Origin of the sequence: Arsenophonus nasoniae, assembly GCF_004768525.1 — a bacterium.
Lineage (GTDB): Bacteria > Pseudomonadota > Gammaproteobacteria > Enterobacterales > Enterobacteriaceae > Arsenophonus > Arsenophonus nasoniae.
In genome coordinates this window covers 899,023-918,482 of the sequence record NZ_CP038613.1, presented here as the reverse complement: position 1 = coordinate 918,482, position 19,460 = coordinate 899,023, and the positions used below count along the sequence as shown (strand labels likewise).

At 37.0% G+C, this 19,460-nt stretch carries 14 protein-coding genes and 3 pseudogenes; 8 read left to right on the top strand and 9 right to left on the bottom strand.

Annotation, left to right across the window (positions count from 1 at the left end; translation table 11 throughout):
* Nucleotides 1-31 precede the first annotated feature (31 nt).
* The 3 genes from ArsFIN_RS04320 to ArsFIN_RS04310 all read right to left on the bottom strand — a co-directional run bounded on the left by ArsFIN_RS04320 (nucleotide 32) and on the right by ArsFIN_RS04310 (nucleotide 4,570).
* A complete protein-coding gene (locus ArsFIN_RS04320; protein ID WP_026823829.1) occupies nucleotides 32-1,216 on the bottom strand; it encodes a hypothetical protein in 1,185 nt (394 codons plus the stop codon).
* Between the two features lie 240 nt (nucleotides 1,217-1,456).
* Nucleotides 1,457-2,301, bottom strand: a protein-coding gene (locus ArsFIN_RS04315) for an IS5 family transposase (RefSeq protein ID WP_135677396.1) whose coding sequence is annotated in 2 segments (ribosomal slippage) — nucleotides 1,457-1,956 and nucleotides 1,956-2,301 — 846 coding nt in all. Because the reading frame shifts where the segments join, the coding sequence is not laid out codon by codon here.
* 37 nt (nucleotides 2,302-2,338) lie between these two features.
* Nucleotides 2,339-4,570 carry a hypothetical protein gene (locus ArsFIN_RS04310; RefSeq protein ID WP_051297184.1) on the bottom strand — a complete coding sequence of 744 codons (2,232 nt, stop codon included), beginning with the start codon at nucleotides 4,568-4,570 and terminating at the stop codon, nucleotides 2,339-2,341.
* Nucleotides 4,571-4,887: 317 nt separating this feature from the next.
* On the opposite strand from ArsFIN_RS04310, the pseudogene ArsFIN_RS28730 reads away from it, so the two are divergent.
* Nucleotides 4,888-6,106 (top strand): annotated as a pseudogene (locus ArsFIN_RS28730) (IS91 family transposase).
* Between the two features lie 29 nt (nucleotides 6,107-6,135).
* On the opposite strand, the pseudogene ArsFIN_RS04300 reads toward ArsFIN_RS28730, so the two are convergent.
* A pseudogene (locus ArsFIN_RS04300) lies at nucleotides 6,136-6,249 on the bottom strand (ATP-binding protein); the annotation flags it as partial.
* Between the two features lie 64 nt (nucleotides 6,250-6,313).
* Here ArsFIN_RS04300 and ArsFIN_RS04295 point away from each other — a divergent pair.
* Nucleotides 6,314-7,466 (top strand): annotated as a pseudogene (locus ArsFIN_RS04295) (IS3 family transposase).
* Nucleotides 7,467-7,490: 24 nt separating this feature from the next.
* Here ArsFIN_RS04295 and istA read toward each other — a convergent pair.
* The gene (gene istA / locus ArsFIN_RS04290) at nucleotides 7,491-8,195 is read right to left on the bottom strand and encodes an IS21 family transposase (RefSeq protein ID WP_246067336.1); all 705 of its coding nucleotides are present in this window, start codon (nucleotides 8,193-8,195) and stop codon (nucleotides 7,491-7,493) included.
* Nucleotides 8,196-8,316: 121 nt separating this feature from the next.
* Between istA and ArsFIN_RS04285 the strand changes: the two genes are divergently transcribed.
* The 6 genes from ArsFIN_RS04285 (at nucleotide 8,317) to ArsFIN_RS04260 (ending at nucleotide 12,877) form a co-directional block, all read left to right on the top strand.
* Nucleotides 8,317-9,534 (top strand): phage portal protein, encoded by a 1,218-nt coding sequence (locus tag ArsFIN_RS04285; RefSeq protein ID WP_135677489.1) that lies wholly within the window; start codon nucleotides 8,317-8,319, stop codon nucleotides 9,532-9,534.
* Nucleotides 9,531-9,869, top strand: a complete 339-nt coding sequence (locus ArsFIN_RS04280) for a phage head closure protein (RefSeq protein WP_026824207.1) — start codon at nucleotides 9,531-9,533, stop codon at nucleotides 9,867-9,869. The genes ArsFIN_RS04285 and ArsFIN_RS04280 overlap by 4 nt, the downstream gene beginning before the upstream one ends.
* Entirely contained in the window at nucleotides 9,865-10,164 is a 300-nt protein-coding gene (locus ArsFIN_RS04275) for a head-tail connector protein (protein ID WP_026824208.1), read from the top strand. The genes ArsFIN_RS04280 and ArsFIN_RS04275 overlap by 5 nt, the downstream gene beginning before the upstream one ends.
* Nucleotides 10,165-10,635, top strand: coding sequence for an HNH endonuclease (locus ArsFIN_RS04270; RefSeq protein ID WP_135677488.1), 471 nt, complete (start codon nucleotides 10,165-10,167; stop codon nucleotides 10,633-10,635).
* 240 nt (nucleotides 10,636-10,875) lie between these two features.
* Complete coding sequence (locus ArsFIN_RS04265; protein ID WP_135677454.1) at nucleotides 10,876-11,241, top strand: phage terminase small subunit P27 family; 366 nt, start codon at nucleotides 10,876-10,878, stop codon at nucleotides 11,239-11,241.
* Complete coding sequence (locus ArsFIN_RS04260) at nucleotides 11,216-12,877, top strand: terminase large subunit (RefSeq protein ID WP_135678158.1); 1,662 nt, start codon at nucleotides 11,216-11,218, stop codon at nucleotides 12,875-12,877. The genes ArsFIN_RS04265 and ArsFIN_RS04260 overlap by 26 nt, the downstream gene beginning before the upstream one ends.
* Before the next feature lie 474 nt (nucleotides 12,878-13,351).
* Here ArsFIN_RS04260 and ArsFIN_RS04255 read toward each other — a convergent pair whose 3' ends face one another.
* The 4 genes from ArsFIN_RS04255 to ArsFIN_RS04240 form a co-directional block, all read right to left on the bottom strand.
* Nucleotides 13,352-14,623 (bottom strand): glycoside hydrolase family 68 protein, encoded by a 1,272-nt coding sequence (locus ArsFIN_RS04255; RefSeq protein ID WP_026822335.1) that lies wholly within the window; start codon nucleotides 14,621-14,623, stop codon nucleotides 13,352-13,354.
* Nucleotides 14,624-15,171: 548 nt separating this feature from the next.
* The gene (locus tag ArsFIN_RS04250) at nucleotides 15,172-16,137 is read right to left on the bottom strand and encodes a hypothetical protein (RefSeq protein ID WP_135677487.1); all 966 of its coding nucleotides are present in this window, start codon (nucleotides 16,135-16,137) and stop codon (nucleotides 15,172-15,174) included.
* 18 nt (nucleotides 16,138-16,155) lie between these two features.
* On the bottom strand, nucleotides 16,156-17,922 hold the full coding sequence (locus ArsFIN_RS04245; RefSeq protein ID WP_135677486.1) for a hypothetical protein: 1,767 nt from the start codon (nucleotides 17,920-17,922) through the stop codon (nucleotides 16,156-16,158).
* Nucleotides 17,882-19,345: a hypothetical protein gene (locus ArsFIN_RS04240; RefSeq protein ID WP_135677485.1), complete on the bottom strand. Its 1,464-nt coding sequence runs from the start codon at nucleotides 19,343-19,345 to the stop codon at nucleotides 17,882-17,884. The genes ArsFIN_RS04245 and ArsFIN_RS04240 overlap by 41 nt, the downstream gene beginning before the upstream one ends.
* Between the last annotated feature and the right edge of the window lie 115 nt (nucleotides 19,346-19,460).

Here is a 19,460-nt window from a genome sequence, read left to right as displayed (position 1 = left end):
CTAGTACAGTTATTGAAACTGAGTATTTCAATTATTTTTTGAAATCACCCTCGATTGAATATTGATTTAATGATTTTACTGCTTCAATGTTTATTCCCATAAATTTATCCAACAAAGTATAAGAGTTATTACTTAAAGAAAGAAATTCAATCATGAGTTCAGCAAATTCATCTGCATTAGTAACTTTTTTTATCTTTAATAGTCTATCGATTTTAGGGAATAAATATTTACCTAATTCACCATTATATCCATAATATTCTGGATGCAATTGTAAAAATTTATCAATAGTTATTTTTTTGGAAATTAATTTGACTAAGTCCAGTATTAAGAGGGGTACTTTATCTTCCAACACATGTTCAATACTTTCTGCTATATCGAGCAATTTATTTGTGTTTTCAAATAAAAACAATAATTGCTGCCAAAATAAAGTATTCAGATAACTCTGCTCACTGGCAAGCTTTAAATCATCCTCACTAAGGTAAACCCCGGCTTCATATATTTTAGGCGTTGGTGCTAATGGTTGATTTGTTACGCCAAAACCTTTTTCTGCTGAAAATGGGTGTATTATTACTTTTTTATTTAATTTATGTGCTATCACTTGACCAATAGGAATGCTACCAAATGGCCCAAAACAAGATTGTAATTCAATGACTTCTACTTTTTGCCAATTATTAAAACCAAGAGATTGTATTGCTAATCCTTCAATAATATTACTCAGCTCAGAGCCATCCATATAATTTACACTAGACGGTATTCCTTGTGTTTTAATAAATAATCGATTTCCGTCTAAATTGAAAATGGCATCTTTCCCGAGTAAAGTTTCTTGCCGGCTTCCCTGTACATTAACTGAACCTGAAATAACATTAACATTATTAAATTTGCCATTAATAATCTTCTCAAATTGAGAAGACAAAATAATATCATTAGAATTTTCTGTGGATACTCCTATGCTAGCGCCATTGCTAATCACAAATTTACCCTCACCTAAACTTATCATCATACTTTTTAATTCATAATCCAAGTCATAAAAAACCACCAAACGACCCGTTGGCAAAGAAGATAATTGCGTAGCACTGTTTATTGGTTTTACATTTGCTAGCAAGCTTCTCACACTTTTTGATTTGTTGTTATTAGTGCGAAGTAACTTCAAGTCTTCATAAAAAACTAACGCCTGTTCATCAGATAATACGTTAGCTTCCTTTAAAGTTTCTGCCATATATTCTGGTAATTCAACGAATTCTTCTTTTAAAGATTTTTCAACTACTTCATTAAGTGAATTGTGTTGTATCTGTGAACCTTTCGCTTAACCCACATAGGCATTTAGTTTTGTTACTGGCGTAGTATATTGCTCTAACTGACCTTGAACAAATAGGCCAATCTGTTCTGCCATAATAATACCATTGTTATTTTTAAGATAAGGGCATAATTTATTATTTTCTAGACTAGGCTGTGTCCCTTAATTGCGTAATCGGCGGTAAAACAAGCGAATGCAGCCCAGTTTCACCATTGCTAGATAGTTTCTTGCCGTTTTTTCATAACGTGTAGCGATCCGGCGATATTCCTTTAAACGGCCAAAACACCTTTCCACAACGTTGCGATGGCGATAAGCATCACGATCAAGTTGCGAGCGTCCATCTGAAGCCAGTTTTTCATTTGATTTTCGGGGAATAACCGTTTTCATCCCTTTTCTTTTCAACTCGTTACGTAGCGCATTCCCAGAGTAGGCTTTGTCAGCCAGTACCGTATGACCACGACGCTTCATGCTGCCGTTCTGGCGTTGCACGCCAATGCCGTCCAGGAGTCGTAGCGCGAACAGGCTTTCGTGAGCCTGCCCAGCACTCAGTACGATGTTTAGCGGGATGCCGCTTCCGTCAGTCGCCATGTGGATTTTGGTGCCATAACCACCTCGTGAGCGACCCAAGCTGTTATCGTCGGTAATATCGGGATGTTTTTTTGAGCACCAGCCGCACATTTGAGAGCACGAATATTACTGCCATCCAGCGCAATGGCTGACCAGTCAACCAGTTCATGAGCATCAAGAAATGAAAGCAACTTATTGAAAATAATGTTAATAGTTCCATCCTTTGACCATCTGTTGAAACGGTTATAAACGGTTTTCCATGGGCCGTAACGTTCAGGTAAATCACGCCATGGGGCGCCTGAACACAGTATCCAGAACATGCCGTTGACGATTTTGCGATGTTCTGCCCACGGCCGACCGACCCGCGAAGATGTCAAAATGGTTGGCAACAAGGGCTCAATGATTGCCCATGCTTCATCAGAAAGATCGTAGCGAGCCATAATTCAAAGTATCGTAGAAACAGATGGATACTATAGCTCAAGCAATTAAGGGACACAGCCTAGAAAATAAGCCATTGCCCAAACTAACCAACATCGAAACAAGCTTTCCTTCTTGGTTATTAAAAAATATAATTTCTCCTGGCTTAACGAGTAATAATTCATCCATGCTATTAATTTGACGGTAATTATCTAGTGCTTGCAACCACAAGCTTTCGCTATTTTTAATATTTTCATTCTGTAATATCTTTGATAATGCTCCTACTAATTTTTTCTTATTCTCTTTATTTAATAATATATTAGCCTGATATAAAACCTCAGCTATATAGTTGATATTATCTTTGGGTAAATTATTAAACCAATACATTTCATGTAATATATTGTGAATTGAATTGTTGTTAATTAAGCTATTAAATTTGTCTATAAAATTCTTTTGTCCTGTAAGTTGTGCAGAATACCAGGCTGGCTTTGTTAATGCTTTAGAATTTTTAATAGCTTCAGCAATCTGTAAATTTAAATATTTTTTGAATGAGCCTTCCGCTATTTCCTCGTTGACAAAATCATTATACCTAACAACACTATCAGCAAAAGCTTGCCGATATCTATTTTCCCATACGGCTTCTTCTAAAATAAGTGGACCATCTAAATTTGAATTACTAATATTTTTAAAACGTTCGGCTGTTAAATCAAAAATATAATTTTTATCCTGTTTTTTGCCAACCACAGCAAAATGCGTTATCGGGGTTTCATCTTTCACATTCTGCCAAATATATATTGCTCGATATTTAATATCAACCATACCATGCTGACGCATAAATAGGGCAACCGCACTCATTAAAACATTATCCTCTGCAGCAGGATTATTAATTATTTGAGCAGTAGAAGGATTGAATTGAAGTTCAGTTAGATATTCAGTAGCGGTTATATCATTTGTTAAATTATTTGGCTTGAAGGCAGGTTTAATTTCCAGTAAATATTGATTTTCATTTTTAATAGACCTTACGCCAAGTCTTAAATTATTTTGACTATGATGAAAATCATTAGCTAACTGTTGGATAGCATCTTTATCAATCTGAAGAATTTTTTGGTTAAACTTGTATTTTGCATAAAGATTAATTCCTTTTGACGTGCCTTTAGCTACCTGAATAATAGCCTCTGGAATCACTACGCCAAGAGTTTCCGCCATAATATTAATTACTCCTTCTTTTAAATAATTTTTATATTCAGCTTCTGTATCACTAATCGACGCTTGTAAAAATGAAGGCGTTGCTGATAAAACGCTACCATAAACAATCCCGGGGATATTACCCATTAAAAATGTAAAAAAAGTATAAGGAAATGTTATATCCTTAAGTCGATTAAATAATTCAAACAGCAAGGCCTCTTGATGGGATCTAATTAATACATCGGCTTTTTTTATATTAAAATTAATAATATCTTCAAATAAAAATGAATAATCCTCATTTTCTCTTTTTAATTTAAGTTGAGAAGGATTAATCTCACTGTAATTAGTGAAATGTGCCGCTACCCATAATTTTAATTTTTCACTTACGGTAATCGCGCGTTTAAAATCGCGGAATGAGGGATAATGAAGACATTCACCGGTAAAAATTGATATCACGGCAATAGGTGTGTTTTCCGGGTCAATGCGATTAACCTTTTTATCAATGCCAGTAACAGGTCCGCGATCTTTATCAAAAAAGATTAACAAACCCGGACTATCTTCCACTAAATAGTATAAAACGTCCTTTTTACCATAGGTAGTTAATAATTGGATTCTAAAGTCATTAAACAGCTCTTTTATCTCCTCATTTTTTTTAACTTCTTCCATTTCCGCAATATAACTATTCTGGATATAAGGAGAATTTATTTTACTAATAAGTTCTGTTGTATATTGAGTAGGATATAAAGCGCCTAATTCTTTATCTAATTTATAATTCGTATTTTCTGATAACCATTTTCGCTCTTTACCTAACATAATATCACGTACAGTATATAATTTTGCAACAGATGGGTGATAATGATTGATAGCAGCATTCAATTCAGGATTAAATGAAGTAGCTGTATAAGGAAATTCAACTAGATCATTTAAGTTAGTATGGCTAACATTATGCTCTTTACTTATTTTGGCTAAATATGTTTTTAAATAAGTCTCCATATTGGGTATTTTTTCTTGTAGTTTATCTTTTTTTTCTTTTAATAAATCAATATTTTTTATCAAATCAAGCTCTTTTTTTACTTGTAATGCTTCTTCATCTAAATATTTAATCAACTGGGAATTATATTTGTCAGGGAACTTTATTTTAATATTGTTTCTGGTTATTAAAGGAGAATTTTCACCTATTATATGACGAACAAGATAATCAAAAATAGTGAAAGTTGAATATTGGGTTTCATTATTAGTATTAATATAGCTATAAATAATTTCTGTATTGATGATATCTTCAATTGATAGATCCCCAAAACATGTTTATCAGTTTCATAAACTTGACAAATTTTTGAGAACATAAGCACGCCTTTGGCGTGAGCATCGCGGCAAAGGCGCTCTATTTCTAGGCAATTCCCTTCTCGTCTTTTATACTCTGCTCTATGTACATCCCCAGACCTGCAAAACTGCTATTTCAATACGATGACGGATGGAACCTTTTCATCGAAAATAATCACGTAGATGAATGGCAACTACTCTCTGTCGAAAAGATGCTCGCCTGCAGCACCTGCGCTATGGGCGTTCGCCGTTATTGCTGTTCTTCACCTGAATGCTCTCATTCACGCTTCTTTTGTCAAACCTGTAAATCCAAAGCCTGCAGTGCGTGTGGCCTCAAAGGCACCGAACAGTGGATTGCCCAGCAGCGCCATATTTTGCCGGATTGCGAATGGCAACATATTACCCTCACTATGCCTCACCTACTTTGGCCTTTTTTTAACAATAACTGGTACTTGCTCAACCAACTCTTTCTCTGTACAGCCCGCGCCATGCTCAAACACGCCAAGCGCCAAGGCCTCGAAATTGGCATTTTTTGTGCGCTGCATGCTTACGGTCGCCAACTCAATCAACATCCGCATATTCATTTATCCGTCACGCGTGGGGACTCACTCAATATGACACCTGGAAACCGATTTTCTTTAAAAGAAAGACGTTGAAAAGGTCTGGCGCAGTGCGGTCATTCGACTCCTTAGGGATAACTATTTTCAGTTACAACCCAATAAATTGCCTGGCTTCGGGCACATTCGCAATTATCAGACCTGGTGTCGTTACCTCAATGCCCAGTTTCAACGTTATTGGAAAGTACATTTTGCCAAAAAGACACGCGGGGCCTGGCATAATGTGAAATATCTGGGCCGTTATCTTAAACGTCCCCCTATCTCCGCTTCTCAATTGAAACACTACAGCGGCGGCAGCGTGGTTCATCATTACTATGACCACCACAGCCAACAATACAGACGACAGACCTTATCCCAAGAAGAAATGATACGGCGTTATGTCAGTCATATCCCTGCGCGACATTTTAAGATGATCCGTTATTACGGTTTTTTAGCCAATCGCAAACGCGGGTGCTTATTACCGAAGGTGTATGAGGCGTTAGACATGATATCTCCTAATGTGCCTGAAAAACCTGGGTTTGGGGCCCTTATCAAAGGTTTTTTAAATACTGACCCGTACCAATGTATTTTATGTGGAAACCGATTGCGGTTTATGAGTGCGGAAAAAGGAATACACGCCGTCACTTTACTGTCAGAAAGGCGGGATAAAATGGTCAAAAAACGATGGTGTCAACGATCACCGAAAACTGATCCACTTTTTATCTAAATCCGATCAATCAAAATTGATCCACTGTTTTACTCAGTTATTGCTCCTGAGCGCCGCTTATCTTTCAATCGGTAGCTTTCACCGCTTAATTGCAGTACATGCGAATGATGAAGTAAACGATCAAGCATAGCGGCAGTTAATGTAGTGGTCTAATAAAACTGTAGAGATTTATAGCTTATAATTAAGCCAAATCTTATAGGTATAAATATGACCCGAAAAGTAAAAGTAACCTTTAGCGGAAAGCAAAAACTGGAATATGCAAAACTCATGGTTGAAGGTGGATATAGCAATATCCAAGTTGAAAAAATATCCGGTGCGGGTAAATCTGCCGTATCACGATGGAAGCAACAATATCTTGCCGAGTTAAATGGGAATACGCCTGTAAAATCAAAAGCGTTAACACCCGAGCAACAGCGCATACAAAATTAGAAGTTCAACTTAAGCGTGCTCAGAGGGATAATGACATATTAAAAAGCCGCGGCTTACTTCATCCTCGACAATCAAAACTCAAAATCGTGAAGCAACTGAAAATCATGTACCCCAATTTTACGGTCACTGAGTTATGCCATCTTTTTGAAGTAAGCAGCAGTAGTTTTTATTATGAAACGAAAATACCGACAGTTGAAAATGAAAGACTGTGTGGCGAAATCAAACGTATTTTTTATACATCGGGTCAAATTTATGGCAAAAGACGTATTCAAGCCGAGTTAAAGGGTTTAGGCACCAAATTGGCACTTATAAAATATCGAACATCATGAAATTAAATCAATTAGTTGCAATTAGACCAACGAAAAGCACTACTATCACTCATCGGGTAACGAACATCGATATGCCCCTAATTTGCTTAAACGACAATTTTCCCTGAACAGCATAATCACTATTATGTCGGGGATATCACGTATATTAGACATCACTATGGGTGGAGCTATTTAGCCTGTGTGTTGGATTTAGCCACCAAAGAAATTATTGGTTATGCCTTATCAACAAAACCGGATTCGAAATTAGTGAAAGAAGCCTTAGATAACGCAATTGAACGGCAATTACCGGATACGACAAGTTTGATGTTCCATTCAGATCAAGGTTGCCAATATTCATCGGAGGAGTTTAGGGCGCACCTCTTTGAACGGAAAATAACTCAAAGCATGAGTCGGCGAGGTAATTGCCTCGATAATGCCGTGATGGAAAGATTTTTAGGAGTTTAAAGACAGAAAGACTTAACCGTTTATCGTTTATGAATCATCAATCTGTTGTCTGTGAAGTTGAAAATTATATTCAGTTTTACAATTATTATCGACGCCATTCAACGATTGGTTATTTAACGCCACATCAAAAATATCATGAACTAAAAAATGCCGCTTAGATCTTCTACAGAATTTGTTGACCATTACAGCTCTACTTTCCCTTTCGTTTTTGCCCTGTAGGGCTTGCAAGCCTTCAATTTAAACCCGTAATCTTTCGACATTTGAAGCATTTCGACATGTAATTTATGATCACCTTCTGCATAAGCATCCCGTTCGATGATGAGGGATTTTGCGTTATCACACAATACTTCCTGTGGTACACCACCAAAGTAGTCGAAAGCTTCTCTTAAACCTTGCTGCCACGATTCTGCTCGTTCATTATCAAAGAACTTTACATAACTCGCACGCGAATAGCCTAGCGTTGCAACAAACGCTTTCAGCGATTTTTTACCTCGCCGGATGCTGGTGAAGTCGATTTGCATTTGTTGACCTGGCTGTGTTTCAAAACGGACGACTACTTCGGGAACAATGCTTGGTTTAAATTGACAAACAAATCGGCGTAATTGAGCAATACCACCTTGATAGCCGTTTTCAACTACCTCATCAAATAAGACTGTTGCAGGGATCCAATCAGGTTTAGCCAGTTCAATTCGCTGAAGCAAATAAGGTTTAAAGGGGGATAATTTAGTCGGTTGTTGACTTCTTTTAGCATAAGTTGGCATTGTCTGTTGTTGTAAATGATGTTTTACGGTGTTACGGGATATACCCAACTCACTGGCAATTTTTCGAAGGCTTTGTCCTTGTGCAAAGCGAACATGAATATCCACAAATATCTCCTTGGTTAACATAAATTATCCGTACAAAAATGTGCGAATAATACCAAGTGGATCAGTTTTAGATGATCGTTAGTGGATCAGTTTTGCATGATCGGTGACACAATCGGTGGCTACAATTATCTGAGGTGGAATAATGTGGCCATTCAGACATAAAAAGGCAGAAGAACGCAGCCTTAGTATTGATGAGTTCCTGTCACTGGCTGGCATTCCTAACAGTCGGTCAGGCGAATATGTCTCACCGATAACCGCAGAAGGCTTACCCGCTGTTATCAATGCCGTTACGGTGATTAGTGAAGCGGTGGCGACGATGCCCTGTTTTTTATATCGGGTACACAATGATAAAGGTATGGAATCACGGGAATGGCTAAGTAACCACGTGGTAGATTATTTGCTCAATGAAAAACCAAATGATTGTCAAACACCTTTCCAGTTTAAACGAACCCTAATGCGCCATTGCTTACTCAATGGTAATGCCTATGCGCTTATCACATGGGGTAAAGACGGACAGCCCGCTTCATTACATCCTTATCCGCCGAGTGCGGTTGTACCTGAACGATTAAGTGAGCACCGTTACCGTTATACGATAACCGAGCCATACAGTGGTCAAGTCCGTATCTGTCTGCAAGAAGAAATCTTACATTTACGTTACGCCACGGATGATGGGTTTATGGGACGTTCACCGATTACGATTTGTCGGGAGACATTAGGTTTAGGACTAGCCCAACAGCGCCACGGCGCGAGTGTGATGAAAGATGGCATGATGGCAGCAGGGATTATTAAATCCAATGAGTGGCTGAATGATGCCAAAGGGCAAAAAGCCCTTGACGCGCTTGAACGTTATCGAGGCGCAAAAAATGCGGGTAAAGTGCCAATCCTTGAAGGTGGAATGGGATATGAAAAATTAGGCATGAGTAATCAGGATGCAGAATGGTTAGCTTCCCGCCGTTTTACGATAGAAGATATCGCCCGCATGTTCAATGTCAGCCCTATTTTTCTGCAAGAATATTCCAACAGTACCTACAGTAATTTTAGTGAAGCCAGCCGCGCGTTTTTAACCATTACCATGCGCCCTTGGTTAGCGAATTTCGAACAGCAAATCAAATCGGCACTACTACTTAATGTTCCGCAATCCGGTATGCGTTACCAAGTGGAATTTGACACCGCCGATTTACTCAGAGCCAACCCAAGAGAGCGTTTCTTAAGTTATGAAACGGCGATTAAATCCGGTGTGATGTGCCCCAATGAAGCCCGTGAACGGGAAGGCTTACCGCCTCGTGATGGCGGTGATGAATTTAGTCAGGCGTGGAAACAGCATATTGAGGTTAAGAAACATGCGGAGGACAACGCATGAGAGCAGGACGATTAAGACATCGTGTGACGATTCAGAAACAAGAGATTACATACGGTAATCTAGGTGACCAGCGAGTAACCTGGGTAGATGTTGAAGATGTCTGGGCAGAAGTAAAAGCGCTACGCGGTCAGGAGTTATTAACCTTTGGTACTCGCTATCCTCAAGCCATCGTCAAGATTTGGATGCGTTATCGTCCTGATATCACGATTGACAACGCCATTGTGTATAAAGGTGCTAATACACTGGGTTCTCGATTTGAGATAGCCGTTGTTTTATCCGATGCACGCCAATCAAGATTAGAATTGATTTGCAAGGGAGGAGGACGATTTGATTAATGTAAAAATCCCTTTAAATGAAATCAAACAGCATTGTCGATTAGAAGAGAGTTTTACGCTGGATGATAAATTATTAACCACGTATGCCGAAGCAGCACTTGAAGCCTGTCAACAACATATCGGCAAACGGTTTGATGAAGGATTGACATTCACGCCAGCAATTAAGGTTGGGTGTTTGCTCTATATCGGATTGCTCTATGAGAATCGGGAAATGGCAACAGATGTTGAGCTTAAAGAAGTCCCCTTTACGATTAAATCGTTATGGTCAGTGTATCGAGATATTGGAGTGTATTAAATGCCGTATCAACCATTAAAAAGATGTACAGAGCCAGGCTGTAGTACCCGAGTGAAATCGGGTAAGTGCGAGGCGCATAAACGAGCAGCCAGACGCAGAGTAGAAAAACAACGTGGAACGCATACCCAGCGTGGCTACTCCAGCCAATGGGCTAAATATCGTCTGATTTATTTGAAGGAGCATCCTCTTTGCGTGAAGTGCGAAAGTCAGGGGATATATACACCCGCTAAAATCGTTGACCATATCATCCCAATCGATGGAGATAGCGATGTACTGTTCTGGTGGCAAGATAACCATCAATCATTGTGTCAGGGATGTCATAACCGCAAAATTATTCAGCAAGATCCAATAACTAAAGCACAGCGTAAAGCTGGCATGTTCCGTGAGCAGGAAGAAAAAGCTGCTCATCGTAATGACTGGATACACGAGTATAACCTTAATGGACGAATATCAGATAAATCAATTGATTAAGGGATTACTTAGACATAGCCAAGGTTATCGACGCGTTAAGCCAAGCGCGAATAAATCCTACGTTAAACGATTGACTCAGCGTGACCGTGAGCTAATGGAATGTTTTAGGAATCAGCCTTGGAAGTAGGGGGTGGGGGAGTTAAATATGACAACCCCCTATTGCGCTGGGACCGCACGTCAATCGAATTTTTATGCGCGGTCATTTTTTTGAAAATAAAACAATAAGGAAAACAGTAGATTATGGCAAGAGCACCCAAAGCCCCTAGCTATCTTGATGAGATTGCTACTACAGAATGGAAAGCTAAGGCAAAATTCGTTGCAGAGCGTAACGACCTGAACCCCACTGATTGGAGTAGCTTTGAGCTGTATTGCGTCAACTATTCCATTTACCGAAAAGCCGTTGCAGACCTCGCAGAACGCGGATTTAGTATCGCCAACAGTCAGGGAAGCGAAAGTAGGAACCCCGCATTAAGCGCCAAAGCTGAGGCAGAAAAAACCATGATAAAAATGGCCTCCCTATTAGGTTTTGACCCCGTATCACGTCGCCGTAATCCGGTAGAAATGCAAGAAGAAGATGAACTTGACCGATTGGCATCAATACGCTGAGCGCGTCAGAAATAGCGATATTCCGGCCTGTAAGCGCTTAAAACAGGCGGTTAATCGTTATTTTAATGACCGCAATAATCCCGTTTATACCTTCGATACGCCAACGGTAGCACGTTTTATCGCTTTTTCCCGTCTCTGCCCCCATGTAAAAGGACATCTTCGAGGTAAGCCCATTCAATTAGAACCTTGGCAGCAATTTGCTATAGCGAATATTTTAGGATTCAAAGAAGTTAGCACGGGAAGAAGAAAATATCGTAGTGCGTATATCCAAGTGCCAAGAAAGAACGCTAAGTCTACATTGGCTGCAATACTGGCTAATTGGTTTTTAATCATGGAAGGGGGGCAACAGGATATTTATACGGCAGCCGTGAGTCGAGACCAGGCACGCATTGTTTTTGATGATGCCCGTCAGATGTGTTTGCTATCCCCTAGCCTAAAGAAACGGCTGACTATCCAGCAACATAAAATAATTTATCCTAAAAATAACAGTTTGCTAAAGCCGCTTGCTGCCAAAGCTGCCACCATTGAGGGCACTAATCCGAGTCTGGCGATCGTCGATGAGTACCATCTACACCCTGATAATGCGGTTTATTCCGCGCTTGAGTTAGGGATGGGGGCACGCCCTGAAGCACTACTTTTTGCCATTACCACCGCAGGGAGCAATGTTATTTCAGCCTGTAAACAGCACTATGATTATTGTTGTCAGATATTGGACGGTGAAGCGCAGAATGAATCACTCTTTGCCCTGATTTATGAACTAGACGAAGACGGTGAGCTTGATGATGAGCATAACTGGGTTAAAGCCAATCCTAATCTTAATGTCTCTGTAGAAAGTCATGCCCTGAACGATACGATTAAAAAAGCAAGGGGAATTCCCTCACAATGGACAGAGATGTTAACCAAACGATTTAATATCTGGTGTCAGGGTCAAACGCCGTGGATGGGTGAAGGGGCTTGGGCTGCCTGTCAACGGGACTACAAGGAAACGGATTTAAAGGGACAAACCTGTTATGCAGGGATGGATTTATCCTCAACAAACGATATTACTAGCGTCTGTTATACCTTCCCACAAGAGAATGCGCTCTTGCTATTGAGCCGTCACTATATCCCCGAAGCGCAATTACAGAGTCCAGCGAATAAAAATAGAGCAATCTATCATCAATGGGTGCGGTTAGGCTGGCTGAGAACCACCAAAGGCGATTGTATTGATTATGACCGTATCAGAGATGATATTCTCAAAGACAGTGAGCAGTTTGAGATTAAGCTCATTGGCTTTGATACGTGGAATGCGACTCATCTTAGAACGCAATTACAGGGTGCAGGTTTAGATGTTGAACCCTTCCCACAAACCTATATGCGTTTAAGCCCTGTCGCCAAGTCAGCAGAAGTGTTTGTTAATCGTCAGAATATCCACCATAACGGCGACCCTGTTTTAACATGGGCGATCGCAAATGTAGTGATGGAAACCGATGCAAACGCCAATATTAAACCGAACAAGAAGAAATCGGCTAATAAAATCGACCCGGCCTTAGCGTTTCTGATGAGTTTTGGCACATGGCAGATAGAGCATGAGGACTTTACCTTTAGTTTGACCGATGAGCAGAAACAACGATTAGCTTCATTTGATGGTGTGTAGCGGGTTGATGGATATGAGGTATTTTGAAGATTATTTTTTATTTATCTTGTTCTCATGTTGTGTTTTGTTTATAGACTCGTTCGGTGTATTGCGTATAAATACCTATATAAATAGTAACGCTAAATTACCTTTATTTTTAACAAAAAATTATTATTTATCATTTATTTATATTTAATTGGTTAGTTCTTTTCTGATAAATCAAATAAATATTTATTTCTCAATGACTATTAGGTAAAAATCTTTTACATCAATGCTAAATTATCTATCAAAATAATTTTATCTTTCTTACTGACTAATCGATATGAGCTAATAGCTGTATAAAAGCAACAACTCAATGTTATAGGTTAATTTTCCAGCTATAAATTGAAACTAATAAATTAAATAACAGAAAATATCAAATTAACCAGAAAATACGATTCTTAAATTACTATTCATCGGAACAAAATTTAAAATAGATTTAGCAACTAAAACTAGTTAACCACTACATCTCTTTCTTACGACGATATTCTCCATCGGCGGAATATAACCATAGCCAAACTCTTTCACCATAAATGTACGGTTTCCTTCAATTTTGACTTGGATCGTTGGTGCTTCAGTTCCACCAATGCGATATTGTCCTTTACCATCATCGATATTAGGATTAGGAATATTATCAATAAATGATGTGACTAAGCCATTGGGCATAACATAATGTGAGTAAGTTTGATAAGGGCGAGCCGATGGATTGCCAAGAACTAATCCAGAGCCATTTAATGGTTCATAAGGTCCGGTCAGCTTGTTACTAACAAAACCATATACCCCATCAGGTCCATTTAAACCGTCAGCATAAGTGTACTGATGACTGACGGTAAACAAATAATATTTACCGTCTTTAAATACATAATGCGGTCGTTCAGTCTGATCATTCACCCCCACAGCAGTGACCAATGGCGGAAGTAACTGCCAGTTTTCGCCAGATTTGTCTGTTGCTACCGCAATTCCTATACAACCACACTGAAAACGCGCCCCGCCAACCTCTTCATATCCAGGCGGAATGTCCCCCATATCATCACTGGTAATAATATGTGTACCACGTTCACCGGCTACATTGGCTTCAAAAACCATATAAAGCTTACCATCGATAGGATCGATAAAAGGCCATGGATCGCGAAAATTCCAGTATTGATTTTGTTCTTCTGTCTGATAATAAAAACCATCCGCCGAGAATAGCTGGCTCACTTCGTCAAAACCGACCATTCTAACATCACTGTTCGTTGTAACAACCCGACCACAAATTTTAGCCATGCATGCACCAGGGGTTACACAGGAATAATATAACTCTATTTCACCTTTATCATTCATAAGAATCGGTGTTCCAGCCCATTCTCTACTAGTAGGTGAAACCCCTTCTTGCATCACTCGACCACCGAATTCCCAACTTTGGCCATCTCTTGAATACCAAAAGCAGATACGAGCACGACCGTGACGATCATGCCAATCACTCGTTATATCGTAGCGGCCATCTTCGTATTTAAATAAATCTGGACGTCTTTCGGCCGTTAACGTAAAAATGATTGACCATCCATTAACCGAAACAATCGTTCCATCTAACTTTCTAAGCGGCATGGTATCCCAGATAAACAACGTTTCATCCATAACCGGAAAATTATAATCAATAAGTGGCTGCGTTGTTGTTGGATCATCAATACAAACTTTAAGCACATCCGCTCTAGTCCAACGACTACTTTTAAATGCTAGGTTAGTCATTTTTCATCCTCAAAATAAATATCTTACAAAACACAATTAATAAAAAATTCAATAAAGTCATTTCTTTATTTTGTTACTTATTAAAATAATTAGTAAAGATAATTTTGATAGTTTTTAATTTGGCATTAAAGCTAATACTATTTCATTAATAGATAAAGATATGGCAAATTTTATTTGCTGATTTTAATGTTTATTTTTAATTTAAAATTTAATTAAAAAAATAAAAGTATTTTTTTAAAAATTTAAATAAAAAATTTGCCACTGTCATTGATAATGATATTTATCCTATTGCAAGCACAGCAATAACTTTTAATGCTTAACCGCAATATCCAGCGTTAAATAGTAAAAATTTTCATACCAATCTTCTAAGATATCCGAGCGGAAAAGTGTTTTAACACCAGACACCTTTAATACCTTTTTAACGGCAATGATTCTACTATCATCGTTATGGATAGCAGAATTCAACGCGTCTGTATTTTTTACGGCTAAGCAGATTTATTATCAGTTACCTCTACAGCGGCTAATAATATTGTCATCTGTTAAGGCGATTATATATTAGAGAGATAGTTATCCAATAACTGAAATGAATATCTATTTAACGAGAAAACAGCAATTATCTGTTCAGCAAAACTTTGTTCATTACCCGGTATATCCTTTGCCAATAAAGTTTCTAATGCTAACTTTATCCCAGCGGGCGGAACCTCTGTTAAACCGTCACTATAATATTCTGTATGCAATTGTAAGAAATCATCAATGCTCATTTTTTTTAACACTAATTTTGCTATATCGTGGGTCATTGATTCAATAATGTTGTCCGCTTTATTATGTTCTACTGCCCGGGCAAGGCGACTATTAACCATTGTAACGTTTTTGTAGAGTCCAAGTAATTTATTCCAAAAGTTATGATTGCGCATGTGTTGCTGATTAATTAGCCATTGTTGGGTAAAATTTAAATCACTCGCTGGCATAAATGTCTTAGGGTATGGCCGCCACCATTCGGGATTTTGCGCAATCTTTTCACTGTATGTTAGCGGGTAAGCTGTGACTTTTTTGCCTAATTCATTGGCTAAAACCTGCCCAGAAGGATACCTACCATAAGCGCCAAAGCATGATTGTAACTCGATAGCGCCGACACTTCGTAAATCAATCGTATCTTGTGTTCTTAACATTAAACCTCTAACAACATTGGCAAATTCTATTGAATCCATATAATTAATAATCGATGGTGCCCCATGTGCCCTAATCAGTAATTTATTACCTTTTAAACCAAAAATGGAATCTTTACCTAACAATGACGCTTGTCGCATCGCCAATAAGTTAACCTTACCTGCCGTTACTTGATAGGGACCAAATTTACCATCAGCCAGTTGGGTAAAATTACCACCAAAAACCAATTCCAAACGATCGGTATGCCTAATGGCAAATTTTCCATCACCCAAGCTAACCATTAATTTCTTAACAGAAAAATTATTTTCGTGAAAAGCAACTAGGCTACCTTTAGGTAATGACGCCAATTCTGAATAATGATTAATTTATTTTTGCTGAGTCAACAATTGTTGTAACGCTCTTTGATGATTAGTGGAAGAATATAGTGATTTCGCCACACTATAGAATACCAATGCTTGCTCGGAAGATAACTCACCTGATTGCTCTAATAGTTCAGCAATACATTTTGCTGAATCTGCCATCGGCTCTGAGGCTAATTTTTTAGCAACCTGCTCTATTGGTTGACCATAGCTGTATTTTGCGCCTTTGGGATAACCGGCCCAGACATTTAATCCACCGACTTCCAATGAACCAGAATGTTTTAAAATACCACCTTCAAATTGACCTAGTTGTTCTGCCGTAATAATTTTCTTGCCATCACCTAAACTGGCATCTAATAGGCTATTTTTTATACCGGCAAAACGGCCATTACCAACACTAACCATCGCATGTACTGGCCTGTCTGTATTAGTCACTGTTTTGGTAAAAACAACAAGTTGTCCTTGTTTAATTTGCAAAAGATCATCTATGGTTGTTATTTTTTGCACATCATTAAATAAATCACTATTAGGCAAAAAATCAGTATAATGTTTTGCCTTCTTTAAATTTTCTATTAATGAGCGTTCTTGTAGTTCAGTAATGATATTTGCTTGTTTTAATATATCAGCAATGTAAAGTTCAGCTGATTCATACTTTATCCCAGCCAACATATTTGAGCGAATAGCCTCCCTTATGCGATTTCTCGGCGCCAATCCTATATAACTCATAGTTTTATTAATATTCTGTGGTTGCAACGTCATCCTTGTTGTTCCTAGCGCTAAACTAGCTGTAACAGTTCGATTTATGCCATAATGGGTCAAATCATCCACAATATTATTTGGTGCAACAAATACATCTTTAGCTAATTTAGTCTTGGCATAGAGCGTCGCTGCCTTAGAAATTATCTTTTTTAAAACCACAAGAGTGACTCTACCCGCAACTTCTAAAGCCATCGCAAAGGCGGCTTGTTTTAGATAATTATTGCGCTCTTCTTCAGTATCACTATTAGCAGCCTGGCCAAGTAAAGGTAAAACAGAAATTAAACTACCATATAAAAATCCAGCTACAGGGCTCATAAAAAAAACAGGTGCTATAAATAATTTAATATATTCCAATATGATAAATATTTTATCTTCACTATGAGAAAAAACTAATACATCTATATCGGCCAGATACTTTTCTAATATATTTTCATATAAATAAGAATAATCTTTACCCTTCTTTATTAGTCTTAATTCAGCAGCAGCCATTTTATGAGCTAGCGGAAAGTGATAATTAAACCAGGCACTTATTTCTTTATTATCTTTTATTTTATTTTTCATATCACGTAATGAACTAAATTGCAGACGTTGACCGGTAATAATCGAGATCACACTAATTGGAGTATGCTCAGGATGGAGGTTTTGATAATTAATTTGGTCATTCCCAGTGCGATCCATTATTTCATGCTGTGCATAAACTAACAATGATGGGCAATTTTCGATAAGATAATAGGGTTTATTTTTATTGTTATAAACAGTAAGTAACGTATCAATATAGTGATAAAAATTATTTTTCGAATTACCATTATTTTTTAATTGTTCTATCTTATTAATATAATCATTTTGAATATCAACTGAATCTATTTCTTCGATTATTTTTTTATTATATTTATGTGGAAATTTTCTATTTAAAGAATAATTAATATAACCTAATTCTTGTGATATATATTTTCTGTCCAAACCTATAAGAATATCATATATTGTAAATTTTTTTGTATTTGCTAACTGGATCAAAACTACTTAAAGATCCTAAACCTTCTTTAGTTATTTTATAATCTACTTCATCTGTTAAAGAAAGAGGTAGCACCCGATATTTAGCTTCTAAATTAGATAAAAAATTAGTTAAATATTCAGCTGAGCTTGGTATTAATTTATTAATATCATTTAATTCTTGTTCTAACTTTTGAAAATTTTTAATAAAATAATAATGTTCTTTAATATTTTCACACTCTTCTTCCAGATAATAAATTAAACCAGGTTGAAATTCAGCCGGAAATTTTAGTTTAATATGATCTCTTTTTGATAAAGGAGAATCAATTTCTTTTATATGTCGTAACATATATTCATGAATAGTGGTTGTATCAACTTGTGTTCTACCATTTTGATCTTTATAACTATAAACATACTCAGTTGATGTAATATCATCTAATGTTAATTTACCAAACACGTGTGCATCAGTTTCATAAATAGAGGCTAAAACAGATATTGCATAAATATTTAATGTTTCTATTTCTGGATTAATTTTAGCTTTACCTCTATTAAGTCTTGTTATTATTTTATTTGCTGCATTAATCATTTCATATACTTCTGCTTTTTCTGCCACAGTTTTATTTTTCCAACCGTCTACATTAAGTATAATTATATGCTGAATCAGATTTTCTTTATTAAAATGTATCGGTGTTTTTACTATACTTTTTAATTTATTTTCATATAATGCTTCTATCATATTTAAATAGTGATCAGAAACACATTTATCAGTTTGATCGATTAAACTAATAATATTATCTAATCCATAAATAAATGCTTTATTACTATCGGCGGAAAAGGAATAATGAAAATTTTTTGCAATTGTATTGCTTAACGCTTGAATAAACCGAAAAATAGGAATTGTGTTTATTGAAAAGCCTAGTGTACTTAGTTGATGAACACGAGTGGATTTTTCTGCTATCAACAATACTTTACGACAAACTTCAATATCATTTTCAATTCCAAATATTTCATTTTGTATTATTTTATATTTCTGTTCATCTGTTTTTAATACCGTTAATTGCTGTCGACAATTTTCTAGTTGTAATTTTTTGGTATCAATTTTATCTTTGACTGTAACATAATAATCCAACCCAGTTATGTTATTTAGATGTTTGATATTATTGTCAGCAGCATTAATTAAATTTAGAATATCAACAAGAATTTCGCTTGAAATTGTTTTCTTTACTTGTGTATTGCGTATATTTTCTGCGCGCTGAGCACTCCTTGCATTCATCATTTCAAAATGATCAGTGATTTCAAGCGCACTATCTGACGATATCACCGTCGTCGGTTTTTCATCTAATATATGTTTTGCTAATTTGTCTTTCTTTAGCTTATTATTACTCTCATTGTCCGTGTCTAATTTGCCAGGATTTATATTTGTAATACGACTAGAAGTTATTTCCATAAAATATCTCGATTAAACAACAAATTATTTTTAAAAATAAAATTACTTTTATAAAATAATAATTAGCAATAGAAGAATAACCGTCAGAAAACATATATTTCCTTATATTATCAAA

What these genes read in the sequence shown, in the direction of transcription:
- ArsFIN_RS04320 (WP_026823829.1), bottom strand. Translation starts at nt 1,216, where the DNA reads ATGGCAGAAACTTTAAAGGAAGCTAACGTATTATCTGATGAACAGGCG.
- istA (WP_246067336.1), bottom strand. Translation starts at nt 8,195, where the DNA reads ATGTTAACCAAGGAGATATTTGTGGATATTCATGTTCGCTTTGCACAA.
- ArsFIN_RS04285 (WP_135677489.1), top strand. Translation starts at nt 8,317, where the DNA reads ATGTGGCCATTCAGACATAAAAAGGCAGAAGAACGCAGCCTTAGTATT.
- ArsFIN_RS04280 (WP_026824207.1), top strand. Translation starts at nt 9,531, where the DNA reads ATGAGAGCAGGACGATTAAGACATCGTGTGACGATTCAGAAACAAGAG.
- ArsFIN_RS04270 (WP_135677488.1), top strand. Translation starts at nt 10,165, where the DNA reads ATGCCGTATCAACCATTAAAAAGATGTACAGAGCCAGGCTGTAGTACC.
- ArsFIN_RS04265 (WP_135677454.1), top strand. Translation starts at nt 10,876, where the DNA reads ATGGCAAGAGCACCCAAAGCCCCTAGCTATCTTGATGAGATTGCTACT.
- ArsFIN_RS04255 (WP_026822335.1), bottom strand. Translation starts at nt 14,623, where the DNA reads ATGACTAACCTAGCATTTAAAAGTAGTCGTTGGACTAGAGCGGATGTG.
- ArsFIN_RS04240 (WP_135677485.1), bottom strand. Translation starts at nt 19,345, where the DNA reads ATGGAAATAACTTCTAGTCGTATTACAAATATAAATCCTGGCAAATTA.